This is a genomic window from Pseudomonas sp. UBA7530, from assembly GCF_002479365.1.
Taxonomy (GTDB): Bacteria; Pseudomonadota; Gammaproteobacteria; order Pseudomonadales; family Pseudomonadaceae; genus Aquipseudomonas.
The window spans coordinates 406,936-423,745 of record NZ_DLMS01000003.1 but is presented as its reverse complement, the minus strand read 5'-3'; the positions used below and the strand labels follow the sequence as shown (position 1 = coordinate 423,745).

The 16,810-nt window shown below is 63.2% G+C and carries 15 protein-coding genes; 7 read left to right on the top strand and 8 right to left on the bottom strand.

Annotated features, from left to right (window positions below; genetic code table 11):
* Nucleotides 1-128 precede the first annotated feature (128 nt).
* Nucleotides 129-1,598, top strand: a complete 1,470-nt coding sequence (gene guaB / locus B2U07_RS08020) for an IMP dehydrogenase (protein ID WP_275545972.1) — start codon at nucleotides 129-131, stop codon at nucleotides 1,596-1,598.
* Nucleotides 1,599-1,719: 121 nt separating this feature from the next.
* Entirely contained in the window at nucleotides 1,720-3,297 is a 1,578-nt protein-coding gene (gene guaA, locus B2U07_RS08015) for a glutamine-hydrolyzing GMP synthase (protein ID WP_197858482.1), read from the top strand.
* A 155-nt stretch (nucleotides 3,298-3,452) separates the two neighbouring features.
* Here the strand turns inward: guaA and B2U07_RS08010 are convergent, their stop codons facing one another.
* From B2U07_RS08010 to B2U07_RS07990, 5 genes are read right to left on the bottom strand one after another with little or no spacing between them, the layout of a single operon-like run.
* Entirely contained in the window at nucleotides 3,453-4,172 is a 720-nt protein-coding gene (locus B2U07_RS08010; RefSeq protein ID WP_275545971.1) for a hypothetical protein, read from the bottom strand.
* A 58-nt stretch (nucleotides 4,173-4,230) separates the two neighbouring features.
* The gene (locus tag B2U07_RS08005) at nucleotides 4,231-5,298 is read right to left on the bottom strand and encodes a WYL domain-containing protein (protein ID WP_343252195.1); all 1,068 of its coding nucleotides are present in this window, start codon (nucleotides 5,296-5,298) and stop codon (nucleotides 4,231-4,233) included.
* Between the two features lie 25 nt (nucleotides 5,299-5,323).
* Nucleotides 5,324-5,545 (bottom strand): hypothetical protein, encoded by a 222-nt coding sequence (locus tag B2U07_RS08000; RefSeq protein WP_275545970.1) that lies wholly within the window; start codon nucleotides 5,543-5,545, stop codon nucleotides 5,324-5,326.
* On the bottom strand, nucleotides 5,542-6,195 hold the full coding sequence (locus B2U07_RS07995; protein ID WP_275545969.1) for a hypothetical protein: 654 nt from the start codon (nucleotides 6,193-6,195) through the stop codon (nucleotides 5,542-5,544). Before B2U07_RS07995 ends, B2U07_RS08000 begins: the two co-directional genes overlap by 4 nt.
* Nucleotides 6,192-6,350: a hypothetical protein gene (locus B2U07_RS07990; protein WP_296276723.1), complete on the bottom strand. Its 159-nt coding sequence runs from the start codon at nucleotides 6,348-6,350 to the stop codon at nucleotides 6,192-6,194. Before B2U07_RS07990 ends, B2U07_RS07995 begins: the two co-directional genes overlap by 4 nt.
* Nucleotides 6,351-6,863: 513 nt before the next feature.
* On the opposite strand from B2U07_RS07990, the gene B2U07_RS07985 reads away from it, so the two are divergent.
* Nucleotides 6,864-7,487 carry a hypothetical protein gene (locus tag B2U07_RS07985; RefSeq protein WP_275545967.1) on the top strand — a complete coding sequence of 208 codons (624 nt, stop codon included), beginning with the start codon at nucleotides 6,864-6,866 and terminating at the stop codon, nucleotides 7,485-7,487.
* A 60-nt stretch (nucleotides 7,488-7,547) separates the two neighbouring features.
* Here B2U07_RS07985 and B2U07_RS07980 read toward each other — a convergent pair whose 3' ends face one another.
* Together B2U07_RS07980 and B2U07_RS07975 are read right to left on the bottom strand one after the other, a co-directional pair.
* On the bottom strand, nucleotides 7,548-8,063 hold the full coding sequence (locus B2U07_RS07980) for a hypothetical protein (protein ID WP_275545966.1): 516 nt from the start codon (nucleotides 8,061-8,063) through the stop codon (nucleotides 7,548-7,550).
* A gap of 2 nt (nucleotides 8,064-8,065) precedes the next feature.
* Nucleotides 8,066-8,536 (bottom strand): hypothetical protein, encoded by a 471-nt coding sequence (locus B2U07_RS07975; protein ID WP_275545965.1) that lies wholly within the window; start codon nucleotides 8,534-8,536, stop codon nucleotides 8,066-8,068.
* A 180-nt stretch (nucleotides 8,537-8,716) separates the two neighbouring features.
* Here B2U07_RS07975 and B2U07_RS07970 point away from each other — a divergent pair, with 180 nt between their 5' ends.
* The 3 genes from B2U07_RS07970 to B2U07_RS07960 are packed head-to-tail and all read left to right on the top strand — an operon-like array spanning nucleotide 8,717 to nucleotide 11,092.
* Nucleotides 8,717-10,087, top strand: a complete 1,371-nt coding sequence (locus tag B2U07_RS07970; RefSeq protein WP_275545964.1) for a multicopper oxidase family protein — start codon at nucleotides 8,717-8,719, stop codon at nucleotides 10,085-10,087.
* Nucleotides 10,088-10,127: 40 nt separating this feature from the next.
* Nucleotides 10,128-10,604 carry a tRNA adenosine(34) deaminase TadA gene (gene tadA / locus B2U07_RS07965; protein WP_275545963.1) on the top strand — a complete coding sequence of 159 codons (477 nt, stop codon included), beginning with the start codon at nucleotides 10,128-10,130 and terminating at the stop codon, nucleotides 10,602-10,604.
* A 32-nt stretch (nucleotides 10,605-10,636) separates the two neighbouring features.
* Complete coding sequence (locus B2U07_RS07960) at nucleotides 10,637-11,092, top strand: hypothetical protein (protein ID WP_419096330.1); 456 nt, start codon at nucleotides 10,637-10,639, stop codon at nucleotides 11,090-11,092.
* A gap of 4 nt (nucleotides 11,093-11,096) precedes the next feature.
* On the opposite strand, the gene mltF is transcribed toward B2U07_RS07960, so the two are convergent.
* Nucleotides 11,097-12,563 carry a membrane-bound lytic murein transglycosylase MltF gene (gene mltF, locus B2U07_RS07955; protein WP_275545961.1) on the bottom strand — a complete coding sequence of 489 codons (1,467 nt, stop codon included), beginning with the start codon at nucleotides 12,561-12,563 and terminating at the stop codon, nucleotides 11,097-11,099.
* Between the two features lie 167 nt (nucleotides 12,564-12,730).
* On the opposite strand from mltF, the gene purL reads away from it, so the two are divergent.
* Entirely contained in the window at nucleotides 12,731-16,627 is a 3,897-nt protein-coding gene (gene purL, locus B2U07_RS07950; RefSeq protein ID WP_275545960.1) for a phosphoribosylformylglycinamidine synthase, read from the top strand.
* The last annotated feature ends 183 nt before the right edge of the window (nucleotides 16,628-16,810 follow it).

The following is a 16,810-nucleotide window of genomic DNA, read 5'->3' as shown; positions in this document are numbered from 1 at the left end:
CGTTTCAGTGCAGGCCTGGTGATGAAAAGTTTGCTGGCATGTCTATTTGAAGGCACTCTTTGCATTGAGTGCAGAGGCCTCGCTGGGTATAATGCCGCGCTTCTTATTTTCCCGCTCGGGAGCCCGCCATGCTGCGCATCAGCCAAGAAGCACTCACTTTCGACGACGTCCTGCTCATCCCCGGTTATTCCGAGGTACTGCCCAAGGACGTCAGCCTGAAGACCCGCCTGACCCGCGGCATCGAACTGAACATCCCGCTGCTGTCCGCGGCCATGGACACCGTCACCGAAGCGCGCCTGGCGATCGCCATGGCCCAGGAAGGCGGCATCGGCATCATCCACAAGAACATGACCATCGAGCAGCAGGCTGCCGAAGTGCGCAAGGTCAAGAAGTTCGAGGCTGGCGTAGTCAAGGACCCGATCACCATCGAGGCCGACGCCACCGTGCGTGACCTGTTCGAGCTGACCCGGCAGAACAACATCTCCGGGGTACCGGTGCTGAGTAATGGCGACCTGGTAGGCATCGTCACCTCCCGCGATGTGCGCTTCGAGAACCGTCTGGACGCCAAAGTGCGTGAGGTGATGACGCCGAAAGAGCGCCTGGTCACCGTCAAGGAAGGCGCCGACAAGGAAACCGTTCGCGAGCTGCTGCACAAGCACCGTATCGAGAAGGTGTTGATCGTCGACGACGCCTTCACCCTCAAGGGCATGATGACCGTCAAGGACATCGAAAAAGCCAAGGCCTACCCGCTGGCCAGCAAGGACGACCAGGGCCGTCTGCGCGTCGGCGCCGCGGTCGGCACCGGTGCCGATACCGGTGATCGCGTCAGTGCGCTGGTCAATGCCGGTGTCGACGTGATCATCGTCGACACCGCCCACGGTCACTCCAAGGGCGTGATCGACCGCGTGCGCTGGGTCAAGCAGAACTTCCCGGAAGTCCAGGTGATCGGCGGCAACATCGCCACCGGCGCTGCCGCCAAGGCGCTGGTCGGAGCCGGCGCTGATGGCGTCAAGGTCGGCATCGGCCCGGGTTCCATCTGCACCACCCGTATCGTCGCCGGCGTCGGCGTACCGCAAATCAGCGCCGTGGCCAATGTCGCCGCCGCGCTGGCCGGCACCGGTGTGCCGCTGGTCGCTGATGGCGGCATCCGCTTCTCCGGAGACCTGTCCAAAGCCATCGTCGCTGGCGCTTCCGCCGTGATGATCGGCTCCATGCTGGCCGGTACCGAAGAAGCCCCGGGCGAAGTCGAGCTGTTCCAGGGCCGCTCCTACAAGGCCTACCGCGGCATGGGCTCGCTGGGCGCCATGGCCCAGGCGCAAGGCTCCTCGGATCGCTACTTCCAGGACTCCTCGGCCGGTGCCGAGAAGCTGGTGCCGGAAGGGATCGAAGGCCGCGTGCCCTACAAGGGCGCGATGAGTGCCATCGTTCACCAACTGATGGGCGGCCTGCGTGCCTCCATGGGTTACACCGGCTGCGCCACCGTCGAGGAAATGCGCACCAAGCCCGAGTTCGTGCGCATCACTGGCGCCGGCATGGCCGAGTCGCACGTGCACGACGTACAGATCACCAAGGAAGCGCCGAACTACCGGGTGGGTTGAAACCCGCCCAGCTTCAAGTTTCAAGCGGCAAGCCACAAGCTACCGAGCGTCGTGGCTGCCGCTTTCTTCTTCAACTTGCAGCTTGCAGCTTGAGGCTTGCAGCTGCCTCGCAGAGGCGCCCATGGCCCACGACATTCACGCCCACCGCATCCTCATTCTGGACTTCGGTTCCCAGTACACCCAGCTGATCGCCCGCCGCGTGCGCGAAATCGGCGTCTATTGCGAACTGCACCCCTGGGACATGAGCGACGAGGACATCCGCGCCTTCGCTCCGCGCGGCATCATCCTCGCCGGCGGCCCGGAGTCGGTGCACGAAGCTGACAGCCCGCGCGCGCGGCAGGCCGTGTTCGACCTGAATGTGCCGGTACTGGGCATCTGCTACGGCATGCAGACCATGGCCGAGCAGCTCGGCGGCAAGGTTGAAGGCTCCGATCTGCGCGAGTTCGGCTACGCCCGTGTCGACGTGGTCGGCAAGAGCCAGCTGCTGGCCGGCATCGAAGACCATGTCGACGCCGACGGCGTGCTCGGCCTCGACGTGTGGATGAGCCACGGCGACAAGGTCACCCGCCTGCCGGAAGGCTTCCACGTCCTGGCCAGCACCCCGAGTTGCCCGATCGCCGCGATGTGCGACGACACCCGCCACTACTACGGCGTGCAGTTCCACCCGGAAGTGACCCACACCAAGCAGGGCGGCCGCATCCTCTCGCGCTTCGTGCTGGAGATCAGCGGCTGTGAAGCCCTGTGGACCCCGGCCAACATCGTCGAAGACGCCGTGGCCGCCGTGCGCGCCCAGGTCGGCGACGCCAACGTGCTGCTCGGCCTGTCCGGCGGCGTGGACTCCTCGGTGGTCGCGGCGCTGCTGCACAAGGCCATCGGCGACCAGCTGACCTGCGTGTTCGTCGATAACGGCCTGCTGCGCCTGCACGAAGGTGACCAGGTGATGGCCATGTTCGCCGAGAACATGGGCGTCAAGGTCATCCGTGCCAACGCCGAAGATCAGTTCCTCGGCAACCTGGCCGGCGAAGCCGACCCGGAGAAGAAGCGCAAGATCATCGGCCGCACCTTCATCGACGTGTTCGATGCCGAGGCCAGCAAGCTGGATAACATCCAGTTCCTCGCCCAGGGCACCATCTACCCCGACGTGATCGAGTCGGCTGGCGCCAAGAGTGGCAAGGCCCACGTGATCAAATCGCACCACAACGTCGGTGGCCTGCCGGAGGAGATGAACCTCAAGCTGGTAGAACCGCTGCGTGAACTGTTCAAGGACGAAGTGCGCAAGATCGGCCTGGAGCTGGGCCTGCCCTACGACATGGTCTACCGCCACCCGTTCCCGGGCCCTGGCCTGGGTGTGCGCATCCTGGGCGAGGTGAAGAAGGAATACGCCGACATCCTGCGCCGCGCCGATCACATCTTCATCGAAGAGCTGCGCAAGGCCGACTGGTACCACAAGACCAGCCAGGCGTTCGTGGTGTTCCAGCCGGTGAAATCGGTTGGCGTGGTCGGTGACGGCCGTCGCTACGCCTGGGTCGTCGCCCTGCGCGCCGTGGAAACCGTAGACTTCATGACCGCTCGCTGGGCGCACCTGCCTTACGAGCTGCTGGAAACCGTGAGCGGCCGCATCATCAACGAGATCGAAGGCATCTCCCGCGTTACCTACGACGTGTCGAGCAAGCCGCCAGCGACGATTGAGTGGGAATAAGCTGCGGCGGCGCGTGCCGCACAAGCTGACCTGCTGCAACAGAAAGCCCGCGTAAGCGGGCTTTTGTCTTTCTGACCGAGTGTCGTCAGGTATTCATTATCGACGGCGGGCTGGCTGCGTACGGAGTATCGCCTGATAACTGCTTGCCGGGCGGCTCAGACTTCGTTGGGTTCAGCAATCTGGTACCGGTCGTGTTGTTTCAGTACTTCATCCGTTACATGGCGAGCCCTGTTGCCTTGGCCGCGGGGTTGGATGATGAACCGCATCGAGTTTTCAAGCGAGACCTCGTTTTTATCTTCATCTTTGCCAATGATGTAAGTGCGTGAGAAAGGGGCTAGGGCGTTGCCCAAGTGCCGGATCATCACGCTCCGTTCGGACAGATAGTTCTCATCCAGCTCAAGCATTGACGCGAGGATTGAAGAGTCAATCATGGTTCCTTGGAGCCAATAGCTCTCCGATGCATAACCAGCGCACCACGAGATATTGGTGCCTTCGATAAAGGCTTCAATCTTGTACGTATCCGATCCAATGAAGCAGGAACCCAGCATGATGCCGGTGATGTTGGTTTTCTTGGAGTGTTCACCAATCGCGGTCAGAAGAGCGGCCAGTCGAATTCCGCCAATTTGCTTTTTATTGCCATGAGCGGCGATGTAGATAACGGCATTTTTAAAGCGCGCACTACACAGGACTTCCAGGGCCTGTTCAAAGCTGCGCTTGTCGTAAAAATTAGCATGAAAGACTTCGGTATCCCCTGCCAGTTTGGCAATGCCTTCTATGAAAGGCAGGACGCTACTGCGGTTGCAGTCGCCACTGTCCAGATTCCAGGGCTGCTCAAGTACCAGTACGGCACGGGTTGAGTAATGGTGTCTTGCCATTATTGGGCTTCCTTGTCAGAGGGTTTAGGTGAGGAGCTTATCTGGGGGGTGGATTTCTTCAGACGGCAGCGCCATACGCAGTGACCGCCTCGCGCAAGCGCCGACCAATATCCTCACGCAACGCTAGCGGTGCTTCGACGATCACGGCCGGGGCATGGGAGAGAATCCACCAGCGCAGTTCCCAGCTGTTGCTCACCGTGGCGGTGAGCTGCAGGCCGGTTTTATCGGGGATGATTTGCATGTCATCGGACAGCGGGGTTTCGCGCAGCAGGCGTGCGATGGCTTCGCTGATGCGCGCCTTTAGCTGAATCTTTTCACTGGAGCCGAACTGCATGGCGCCGCTGTCGATGTAGTGCTGTAGTTGGAAGCCGGTGGGTATGTTGCAGCGGCTGTTGCGCAGTTCGGCCTGGCTGAAACGGTGCAGAGCGAACTGGCGGACGTCGATGTAGGGTTCGGCAGTGGCAATTAGGTAGGTGATCTGTCCGCGCTGCACCAGACCCAACGGGTTGAGGATGAGTTCGCGCTGCTGGTCCTTGTGTGCGGAATAATAGTGGCAGTACAGCTGGCTCTCGTTGAGCAGCGCCTGCTGGATGTAGTCGAGCACGGCGCTGTCTATTCCGGGTGGCAGGTGGGTGATGGTTGGCTGCGCGCTGGCAGCCTTGCTCAGCCAGCGCGCTGACTCGTTTTCCCCGGTCATCGCGCTGAGCTTGTCGCGGGCCAGGCTGAAGCGCGGCTCCAGTGTCTTCAGCATGAACGTCGGCATCAGCGGCCGCAGGCTGTCTTCGAGCAGTTGCAGGGTCAGGGCTTCGCTGAGGGTAATGCCCGGCAGATCCGCGCCTTTACCGGGTTGCCAGTGCCAGCCGTAGGGCGGGCTCTTGTCGTTGCATTGCAACGGGAACAGGCGCGACAGCTCGATCAGGTCGCGTTCGACGGTGCGCTTGGTCGTGCTGTAACCGGCCTCGGCGAGGCGCTGGTGCAATTCGCTGGCGGTGGCGCCGGGGCTGCGCGGCGGGAGCAGCTTGAGCAGCTCCCACTGGCGGGTGAGGGTGGTGCGGCTGGTGACGGCGGGCACAGTAACGTCCATGACTGATTGCGTGGCGCCATCATGCGGCTTGCACTGTTGCACGGCAATGCCTCCAGTGTTGTCACGCTTAGTGCACGAAGCCAATCGGCCGCGTGCTGCGTTCGGCCTTCGGTGCGCTTTCGGTGCGCTGGGCGCCGAGGCCCAGCGCGACATCGTCATCCGTGAAGTAGTTGCTGTTGACAAGCGTGCGCAGGCCGCCGCAATCGCGCGCCAGGCTGTACATCCAGGCTAGCGCCTGCAGGCTGAGATCCGGCGGCGTGTGCGGCAGGTCGAAGTTCGTCTGGCTCATGGGCGCGGCTCCGCGGTATGGGGCGTTACAGGTTCGCCGAGCAGCAACAGGCGGCGCTGCGGTGCCGCGTGCATGGCGGTGGTTATGACCATCCGGGCACCTTCTGTACAAATGGCTTCCAGCGCCGAGCCAGCGTCGCTGTAATGATGCAGGCTCAGATCGGGGCCACCGAACAGGCAGGTAAACAGGTGACGGAAGTGCAGCCCACCCAGTTGTTCGAGTGGCGCCTGAGCGTCGGCGGGAAACTCCAGGCAGAACAGCTGCAGGCGCCGGCCGTTGCAAGCGCGCATCAGGTGCAGCAGATCGGTGAGATCGGTGCCGATCATGACGTTGCGCAGCAGCGGCGCCGGCAGCGCCTGTACAACGAACTGCGCCCAGGCGTCGAAAGCGTGAAGGCTAAGGGCGTGCGCCGGGGTGATCTGGAAGTGCTCGGGCGGCAGCTTGCGCGGTTGTGCGTGCTGGTCGAGAAATATCACCGACCGCTGCGGCTGCACGGCCGGTTGGTAGTCGGGGGGAGCATCGATGACGAAAAGCAGGTCGCAATTTCGGCTGCTGCCGTCCAGATGTGGCCCGTCAGGCCAGCCAGCTTGCAGAGCGGAGCGGCGGTTGATGAAGTCGAGGGTAGCGAACAGTGGGCCTGTGCGGTTCATTTGCTGCTCCCCCGGCTGACTCGCAGGATCTGCCGTTCTTCGGCAGTGCTGACCAGCCACCCAGCCTGCAACGGGTAGTTGATCTCGTCGAGGTCGGCGATCTGCTGGCGCGCGCCGCCGAGGCTTTCCAGATTTTCGTGAATTAGGCGGTCCATGGGGATGGCTCCGTCAGAACAAGGTCAGCATCATCGTCCGATGGCGCGACAGAATAGGTCGCAAGCCGTGCTATCTATTCGCTGCTGCCTAACAGACTCCTCGATCCAACTTGCGCCCCTACGCAACGCGGTGATTTTCTCTCGCGACATAAAGATTTTTTATCCAATGCATATGCTGACAAGCGGTTTGCTGCATGCACCAGTGCCGAACCTGGAGTTGCTCATGCGTGTAGTGATTGTCTGACTAAAGCTCAGGTCGTCGTGTACGGTTTGCCTGCTCTCTGACGCGGCAGTTATTGGTTGCCTATGTCGCGAGAGGCTGGCCCCGTTTTTTGTATGGTTTGGCTAGTAATGTCATTTCTCATGATCTTGTTGTTTGGTGCGAACCCGCGTGACGAAACCCCGGCCATGGTGCCGGGGTTTTGTTTTTTGCGGGTTGACTAGCGGGTTGCTGTCGCCCGCGCCAAGCATTGGCTAGGGTTAGGCTTTCATTTCGTTGAAAAGGAAGCGCCCATGTTCGGCAACTTACCGGCCTTTTGTTCGCGCACGTTGCTGACGGCGCTGTTGCTGGCGCTGGCACCCTGCGCATTGGCTCAGGACATCATCGAACGGTTCGGCGAGCGCGCCTACACCGGTCGGGTCGACTTCAAGGTGGCGCCTCCCTCCGGCAAGTCGGCCACGCACTACGGTAGGGGAAGTGTGCTGCTGCAGCGCAGTGCACCAGGCAAGGCGAGCCTGCAGTTGCAGGGTAAGGTGCCGGAAAGTACAACGCAGACCGAGCTTACTGTCCCCGGCATTTATGACGACACCGGCTGGCGTAGCGAGCCGGGTGATGTGCAGATGAGCATCACTGCCGACGGGCGTGTCAGCGGTGGGGGCGTCAGCAATGGACGTACTTTCCTTTTTTCGGGCACGTTCAGCCCGACCGATGTGCGGCTGGAGGTGCGTGTCACGACGGCTCGTGAAGAAGGTGGTGCGCCTGCCGGAACCACCCTGACGTTTGATTACCGGGTCAAACGCGAATCGCTCGAGGCGCAGGCCGGTCGGGATGTAGAGGAAGGCTGCCGGCTGGTCATGCGGCCCATCGCCAATTTCGGTGGCGGCATGACCATGGCTCAGGTGCCTGAGTGCGATTGAGCGAAGACGCTCTGTCGGGCGGATACGGGCTCTATAAACCTGGAGCACCGCAGTGGGCGGTCAGCTCTGCAGTAATGACAGCGCCACTAGAAGAACGAACAGGCTCAGGCTCAGAAAACCGATCAGCAGCATGCTTCGGTCCTGACGAATCTGGCTGGTGAGTATTGCTTTGCGCTGGCGCCAGTCGCAGGCGATCGTCACCCAGCGATCTTTCAGCAGCTGGCGCCAATCCTCGTCGCTCAGCCAGCAGGCGATGTGGTGTGCGGGCAGGTCCAGAGCGGGGAATAGCTCCTCGCACGTCAAAGGGCCGAGGGATATCTGAAAGCGCTGACCATGGCGCTCGCAGTCCAGTTCGAGGCGGACTTGTGGGCGGGTGTCCTGAACGTGAACGTTTTCGGGGGCGGGTGTGAAAACTTCATAGGACGTGATTTGCGCCGTGCCCGGGCGCAGTAAGGCTCGGCGGATTTTTTCCCACAGTAGTCGCGCCAGCTTATAGAAGCCCCAGGCGGAAAAGGCGGAAAGCAGCAAACTGATCAGCCACAGCAGGCCGCCGAGCAGGATGAACAGCACGATCATGATCAATACCCTGCCAGCAGCGTCGGCGCGGCTTCCCAGATGAGGTAGCCCATGATCATCAGCATGATCGCGGCGAAGGGCGATGCGGCGTTTGGGGCTTCGGGCGTGGCATCGGCCGGGTTGGCTTTCGGTACATAGAGCAGGAAGGTGCCGGCCTGCTCGTTGAGCTCGACATGCTCCTGGTTGAGCACGAGGTGCTCCACTTCGTAGGTGCGTTGTTCGTACTCGTAACGTAGGCGATAGACCGGCTTGAGGGTGACCATTGTGGTTTTACCCACGCTGATGCGCGCGTTCACGAGCTTCTGATCGATGATCGCCGCGTTCACGATGTCGTGCGGACGGCTGAGCCGGTAACAGTCCGACCAGATCATTTCGCCAAATGCGGCCATCAACCCGACCCACATGAGCAGGATCATCGGGGTTATCGCCACCATCATGATGGCCAGGGGGGTGTCGAAGAAGAAACTGTCCATGTCCGGGGTAGCGCTTCCTATGGATTGCCTGGCGATTCTATCCCTTTGAGCCTGTTCTATTCCCGGTGTTATCTCTCAGCCGCGGCCGCGGCAATTTGTCTTTGCAGATGCTCGTCTGCCTACGCATGAAAATGAGAAGATACCGCAATTGAGTATGGCTGCAGATTATCGAGGAAGAAGATGTCGTTTACCCGCAGACAAGTGCTCGCCGGCCTGGCCGGTCTGGGTGTGGCCGGCCTGGGCGCTGGCGGTGTGCGCTACTGGCTGGGACGCCCGGAAAATGTCGCCACCCATGATTACGAGCTGATCGCCGCGCCACTGGATCTGCAACTGGTGCCAGGGCATGTGACGCCGGCCTGGGCCTATGGCGGCCAGGCGCCGGGGTTGGAGCTGCGTTGTCGTCAGGGCGAGCGCTTGCGGGTGCGCTTCATCAACAAGCTGGACGTGCAGAGCACCATCCATTGGCATGGTATCCGTCTGCCGCTGGAGATGGACGGCGTGCCCTACGTCTCCCAGGCACCGGTGCTGCCGGGCGAATACTTCGACTACGACTTCATCTGCCATGACGCCGGCAGCTTCTGGTATCACCCGCATACTGCCAGTGCCGAGCAACTGGGGCGCGGCCTGGTCGGGCCGCTGATCGTCGAGGAGCGCGAGCCGACCGGCTTTCGCCATGAGCGCACGCTGAGCCTGAAGACCTGGCACATCGACGAGCAGGGCGCCTTCACCGAGTTTCTGGTGCCGCGCCAGGCTGCGCGCGAAGGCACGCGTGGGCGCCTGACCACCATCAACGGCGAGCCCAACCCGACCTTGGAGCTGCCGGAAGGGCAGGTGGTGCGGCTGCGCCTGATCAACGTCGACAACACCATCACCTACCGCCTCAACCTGCCGGGCGGCGAGGCACGCATCTATGCCCTGGATGGCAACCCGGTGCAGCCGCGGCCACTGGGCAAGGAATACTGGCTGGGGCCGGGCATGCGCATCGACCTGGCGCTGAAGGTGCCTGCAGCCGGCGAGGAATTGTCACTGCGCAACGGGCCGCTGCGCCTTGCCACCTTGAAGGGTGTCGCGAGTAGCGAAGTCGCAGGCGACTGGCCGCCACCTCTGCCGGCCAACCCCGTCGCCGAACCGGATCTGGCCCGCGCCGAAACGCTGCGCTTCAACTTCGAATGGGCGGCGATGCTGTCGGGTGATGTCGAGCGCGGTGGCAGCTACAAGTACTGGCAGATCAACGGCCAGGCCTGGGATATCAACGACAAGACCTGCGCCGACCGCCCGATTGCCACGCTGAAGAAAGATGGCCATTACATTTTTGTGCTGCGCAATATGGCGCAGTACCAGCACCCCATCCATCTGCACGGCATGACCTTCAAGGTGCTGGGGTCGGATCGACGCAAGATCATTCCGTATTTCACCGATACCTATCTGTTGGGCAAGAACGAGACGGCGCGCATCGCTTTCGTCGCCGATAATCCCGGCGTGTGGATGTTTCATTGCCACGTGATCGACCATATGGAAACGGGGCTGATGGCGGCCATCGAAGTGGTGTAGGGTAGGCGCCGTTTTTCGCCGGCGCCTACGGATTGTTGCAATGAAAAGACCGCAGATCATCGACCGCTCGCGTGACGAGCACTTCATGCGCTTGGCGCTGGCGCAGGCGCGCCTGGGAGCCGAGCAGGGTGAAGTGCCGGTCGGCGCCGTGCTGGTACAGGATGGCGAGGTACTGGGCCAGGGTTTCAATTGCCCGATTGTGCGGCATGACCCCAGCGCCCACGCCGAGATGGTGGCCATTCGCGTGGCGGCGCAGAGTGTGCAGAACTATCGGCTGCCCGGTAGCACGTTGTACGTCACCCTGGAGCCCTGCAGCATGTGCGCCGGCTTGATCGTGCATGCGCGCATCGCCCGTGTGGTGTTCGCTGCCAGCGAGCCGCGTGCGGGCATGGCGATCAGCCAGGGGCAGTTCTTCGATCAAGGCTTTCTCAACCATCGCGTACTGGTTGAGGGTGGCTTGCTGGCCGAGGAGAGCGGGGCGCTGCTGAAAGATTTCTTCAAGGCCCGGCGCGGCTGAGCGCCCTAAGAGGAACTGTCATGAGCAAAGGGATGTTGAGCCTGCTGGCGCTGCTGGTTGCGCCGGTCGTGGCAGCGCAGCCTGAGGTGTACCTGGTGGCCAGCGTGCAGTTGGGCGGCTCGAACCTGGCGCAGAGCATTTTCCTGCACGAGCCACAGATCACCACGCTGGAAGATTGCCAGGAGGCCGTGCGCGTCGGCCAGCGTGACCGCGACTGGCAGAGTTATCACCACATCTTCATGCGTGATCGCTTCCAGGGCTTTACCGGCCATCTGGACTACCGCTGCGTATTCGCCACTCAGCGTTTCAGCGACTGGAACGATCGCGTGCGCTACAACCATCCGTACCTGATCAGCATCGACGCGCAGGCCAACCTGCAGGTCGAGCGGGTGTCGAGTCAGGCGCAGTGCGCCACGCGTTTGAAGGGGCTGCCAGCGGCGCGCCAGGCCATCAGTCGCTGTGCGGCAGGCAATCAGAGCTTGTTGTAGGCAGTTACAGCGGCGGGGTTTCTTCTTCGGGCTTGCGCTTGTCGATACCGGGCAGGTGGATACCGCTCTCGGCCACCTGGTTGCCTTCCAGCTGCGGCTGGGTCACCCAGGTGAGAATGTCGTAGTAGCGGCGGATGTTGCGCACGAAGTGCACGGGCTCGCCACCACGCGCATAGCCGTAGCGGGTCTTGCTGTACCACTGCTTCTGCGCCAGGCGGGGCAGGATCTTCTGCACGTCGGCCCATTTGTTCGGGTCCAGGCCTTCGGCCTCGGTCAGCTTGCGGGCATCTTCCAGATGGCCGCCGCCGACGTTGTAGGCGGCCAGGGCGAACCAGGTGCGGTCCGGCTCGGCGATGCTTTCCGGCAGTTGCTGGTGCACCTGGATGAAATAGCGGGCGCCGCCGTCGATGCTCTGTTTGGGGTCGAGACGGTTGGACACGCCGACCGACTGCGCGGTGCGCTGGGTCAGCATCATCAGGCCGCGTACGCCGGTCTTGGAGGTGGCGTTGGGTTGCCACAAGGATTCCTGATAGCCCATGGCTGCCAGCAGGCGCCAGTCGATCTGGTTGGTCTGGCCAGCGTTGCGGAACATCTTCTCGTAACGCGGCAGGCGCTTCTGCAAGTGCTGCGCGAAGGTGTAGGCGCCGACATAACCCAGCACGTCGACATGGCCGTAATAGCGCTCTTTCAAACGCTGCAGGGTGCCGTTGGCCTCGGAGCGTTCGAGGAAGGCGTCGATTTCTACCAGTAGGCTGTCGTCCTCACCGGCAGCCACCGCCCAGCGCATGGTATTGGTATCGCCCAGGTCGAAGGCGACCCGCACGTTGGGGAAGTACACCTGGTTCATCGCCAGCTCGTTGGAATCCACCAGGGTCAGGTCGATCTGTCCTTCGTCGACCATGCGCAGCAGGTCGACCACCTCGACGGCGTCGGAGACTTCGAACTCCAGTTCCGGCTGTTCCAGCTTGAGGGCGGCCAGCTGTTCGGCGTGGCTGCTGCCGGCCAGCACCAGGATGCGCTTGCCGACCAGGTCTTCAGGCTTGGTCGGGCGGCTTTCACCCTGACGATAGATGACCTGCGGCGTGACCTCCAGGTAGGGAATCGAGAAGCGCGCCTCACGCTGACGCTGTGGCGTGTCCACCAGGCCGGCGGCGGCCATGACCGGGCCCTTGTCGCGGCCCAGGCTGGCGAACAAATTGTCGAGGTTGTCCGCGGTTTCGATCTTCAGTTCCAGGCCGAGATCGGTGGCGAAGCGCTTGGCCAGTTCGTATTCGAAACCGGTCGCGCCGTTGCGGTCCTGGAAGTAGGTGGCGGGGCTGTTACGAGTGACCACGCGCAGCTCACCCTCCGCCTTTGCCTGCTCGAGTACGCTGGGTTGGGCTTCTTCGCCACAGCCAGCAAGCATCAGGAGGGTTCCAATCGCCAACAGCCTTGTGGCGCAACGCATGCGTATCGCAGGTCGTGCAAACATCGGCGCAGTATACGCAAAGCGCAGGCGGCGCCATATCTCGACAGCGCTGCGCTTCTCTGATAGTGCGCGTTCGTCCTGAAAGCGCCTGGCTACAGGTGCCGCAGACCGCCGCTTTAAGGTAGAATGCCCGGCCTCCAGCACACCCCTTCCCAGAGGCTGTTCCGACGATGTTGATTCTGCGCGGCGCTCCCGCCCTTTCCGCTTTCCGCCATGGCAAATTGCTTGAGCAACTGACCAGCAAGGTGCCGGCCGTGACCGGGCTGTACGCCGAGTTCGCGCATTTTGCCGACGTGACGGGCGTGCTCAACGCCGACGAAGAACAAGTGCTGGCGCGGCTGCTCAAGTACGGCCCGAGCGTGCCGGTGCAGGAGCCCAGCGGCAAGCTGTTCCTGACCATTCCGCGTTTCGGCACCATTTCGCCCTGGTCGAGCAAGGCCAGCGACATCGCCCGCAACTGTGGCCTGGCCAAGGTCCAGCGCCTGGAGCGCGGTATTGCCTATTACGTCAGTGGCGAGCTGAGCGAGAGCGACAGCGCCGCCGTCGCCGCCCTGCTGCATGACCGCATGACCCAGCTGGTGCTGAGCGCCCTCGAGGACGCCGCCGCGCTGTTCAGCCACGCCCAGCCCAAGCCGCTGACCGCCGTGGACGTGCTCGGCGGTGGTCGCGCCGCGCTGGAACAGGCCAACCAGGACCTGGGCCTGGCCCTGGCCGAGGACGAAATCGACTACCTGGTGAAGAGCTTCAACGACCTGGGACGCAATCCGCACGACATCGAACTGATGATGTTCGCCCAGGCCAACTCCGAGCACTGCCGCCACAAGATCTTCAATGCCAGCTGGGACATCGACGGCGAGAGCCAGGACAAGTCGCTGTTCGGCATGATCAAGAACACCTACCAGATGCACAGCGAAGGTGTGCTGTCCGCCTACAAGGACAACGCCTCGGTCATCGTTGGGCACACCGCCGGGCGTTTCTTCCCGAACCCGGAAACCCGCCAGTACGGCGCGGTGCAGGAACCGGTGCACATCCTGATGAAGGTGGAGACGCACAACCACCCGACCGCCATCGCCCCGTTCCCCGGCGCGTCCACCGGCTCCGGTGGTGAGATTCGCGACGAAGGCGCCACCGGTCGTGGCGCCAAGCCCAAGGCCGGCCTGACCGGTTTCTCGGTCTCCAACCTGAACATCCCCGATTTCCTCCAGCCCTGGGAAAAGCCCTACGGCAAGCCCGAGCGCATCGTCAGCGCGCTGGACATCATGATCGAAGGCCCGCTGGGCGGCGCCGCGTTCAACAACGAATTCGGTCGCCCGGCGCTCAATGGCTACTTCCGTACCTTCGAGCAGGCGGTCAGCAGCCCGCGTGGCGAAGAAGTGCGCGGCTACCACAAGCCGATCATGCTCGCTGGCGGTCTCGGCAACATTCGTGAAGACCACGTGCAGAAGGGCGAGATCTCGGTCGGCGCCAAGCTGATCGTGCTCGGCGGCCCAGCCATGCTCATCGGCCTGGGCGGCGGTGCCGCTTCGTCGATGGCCACAGGTGCCAGCTCGGCCGACCTGGACTTCGCCTCGGTGCAGCGCGAGAACCCCGAAATGGAACGTCGCTGCCAGGAGGTCATCGACCGCTGCTGGCAGCTGGGCGATGCCAACCCGATCAAGTTCATCCACGACGTCGGCGCAGGCGGTATCTCCAACGCCCTGCCGGAGCTGATCAACGACGGCGGCCGTGGCGGTCGCTTCGAATTGCGCAAGGTGCCCAATGACGAGCCGGGCATGGCCCCGCACGAGATCTGGTGCAACGAGTCGCAGGAGCGCTACGTGCTTTCGGTCGATGCGGCCGACTTCGAGCGCTTCCAGGCCATCTGCGAACGCGAGCGCTGCCCCTTCGCCGTAGTCGGCGAAGCCACTGCCGAGCCGCACCTGACCGTCACCGACAGCCATTTCAGCAACACCCCGGTGGACATGCCGCTGGAAGTGCTGCTGGGCAAGCCGCCGCGCATGCACCGCAGCGTCAGCCGCGAAGCGGAGCAGGGCGATGACTTCAACGCCGCCAGTGTCGATATCGAAGAAGCGCTGGGCCGTGTGCTGCGTCATCCGGCCGTGGCCAGCAAGAGCTTCCTGATCACCATCGGCGACCGCACCATCACCGGCCTGGTAGCCCGCGACCAGATGGTCGGCCCGTGGCAGGTGCCGGTGGCCGACTGCGCCGTTACCGCCACCAGCTTCGACGTCTACACCGGTGAAGCCATGGCCATGGGCGAGCGCACACCGCTGGCGCTGCTCGACGCCCCGGCATCCGGGCGTATGGCCGTCGGCGAGACCATCACCAACCTGGCTGCGGCGCGCATCGGCAAGCTGTCCGATATCAAACTGTCGGCCAACTGGATGGCCGCTGCCGGCCACCCGGGTGAAGACGCCCGCCTGTACGACACCGTCAAGGCCGTGGGCATGGAGCTGTGCCCGCAGCTGGGCATCACCATTCCGGTGGGCAAGGACTCCATGTCCATGAAGACCCGTTGGCAGGACGAGGGCGTCGACAAGAGCGTGACCGCGCCGCTGTCTCTGGTGATCTCCGGCTTCGCTCCGGTGCAGGACATCCGCAATACCCTGACCCCGCAACTGCGCATGGACAAGGGCGAGACCGACCTGATCCTGATCGACCTCGGCCGCGGCCAGAACCGCATGGGCGCCTCGATCCTGGCGCAGGTCTACGCGCAGATCGGCCAGCAGGTGCCGGACCTCGACGACGCCGAAGACCTCAAGGCCTTCTTCGCCGTGATCCAGGGCCTCAACGCCGATGGCCACCTGCTGGCTTACCACGACCGCTCCGACGGCGGCCTGCTGACCACCGTGCTGGAAATGGCCTTTGCCGGTCATTGCGGCCTGTCGCTGAACCTCGATGCGCTGGCTGACGAAGCCGCAGAATTGCCGGCTGTGCTGTTCAACGAGGAACTGGGCGCGGTGATCCAGGTTCGCCAGGACGCCACCCCGGAAGTGCTGGCGCAGTTCAGCGCCGCCGGTCTGGACGACTGCGTGGCAGTGATCGGCCAGGCCGTCAATAACGGCGAGGTCAGCATCAGTTTCAACGGTGAGCCGGTATTCGCCGGTGAGCGCCGTCTGCTGCAGCGCCAGTGGGCCGAGACCAGCTATCGCATCCAACGCCTGCGTGACAACGCGCAGGGTGCCGACCAGGAGTTCGATCTGCTGCTGGAGGAGGACAACCCCGGTCTGTCAGTCAAGCTCGGTTTCGACTTCAACCAGGACATCGCCGCGCCCTACATCAAGAAGGGCGTGCGGCCGCAAGTGGCGATCCTGCGCGAGCAGGGCGTCAACGGCCAGGTGGAAATGGCGGCTGCCTTCGACCGCGCCGGTTTCTCGGCGATCGACGTGCATATGAGTGACATCTTGGCTGGCCGCGTCAGCCTCGAAGAGTTCAAGGGCCTGGTGGCCTGCGGCGGCTTCTCCTACGGTGACGTGCTTGGCGCCGGCGAAGGCTGGGCCAAGTCGGTGCTGTTCAACACCCGCGCGCGTGATGCCTTCGCCGGCTTCTTCGAGCGCAAGGACAGCTTTGCCCTCGGTGTGTGCAACGGCTGCCAGATGATGAGCAACCTGCACGAGCTGATCCCAGGCACCGAGTTCTGGCCGCACTTCGTGCGCAACCGTTCCGAGCAGTTCGAGGCGCGCGTGGCCATGGTGCAGATCCAGGAGTCGGCCTCGATCTTCCTGCAGGGCATGGCCGGTTCGCGCATGCCGATCGCCATCGCCCACGGTGAAGGCCATGCCGAGTTCGAAAGCGAGGAGGCGTTGCTGGAGGCCGATCTGTCCGGCACCGTGGCCCTGCGTTACGTCGACAACTACGGCAAGGTCACCGAAGCCTACCCGGCCAACCCCAACGGTTCGCCGCGCGGGATCACCGGCCTTACCAGTCGCGACGGCCGCGTCACCATCATGATGCCGCACCCGGAGCGCGTGTTCCGCGCCGTGCAGAACTCCTGGCGCCCGGACGAGTGGCAGGAAGACGGCGGCTGGATGCGCATGTTCCGCAACGCCCGCGTCTGGGTGAACTGATAGCGGCCGCGTAGCGGCCTTCTGATGACCCTCTCCCGCTTGCGGGGCAAAGAGGCGCGCTTTGGAAGCACCGCTTCCTGCGCCGATGAGCGCCTGATCGCGAAGCGATCAGGCCGGGGCGCGGAGCGGGGTGCCCGAAGGGCGGGAGAGGGAAAGCGGCCGCGCTCCGATCCAGCTTGAGCT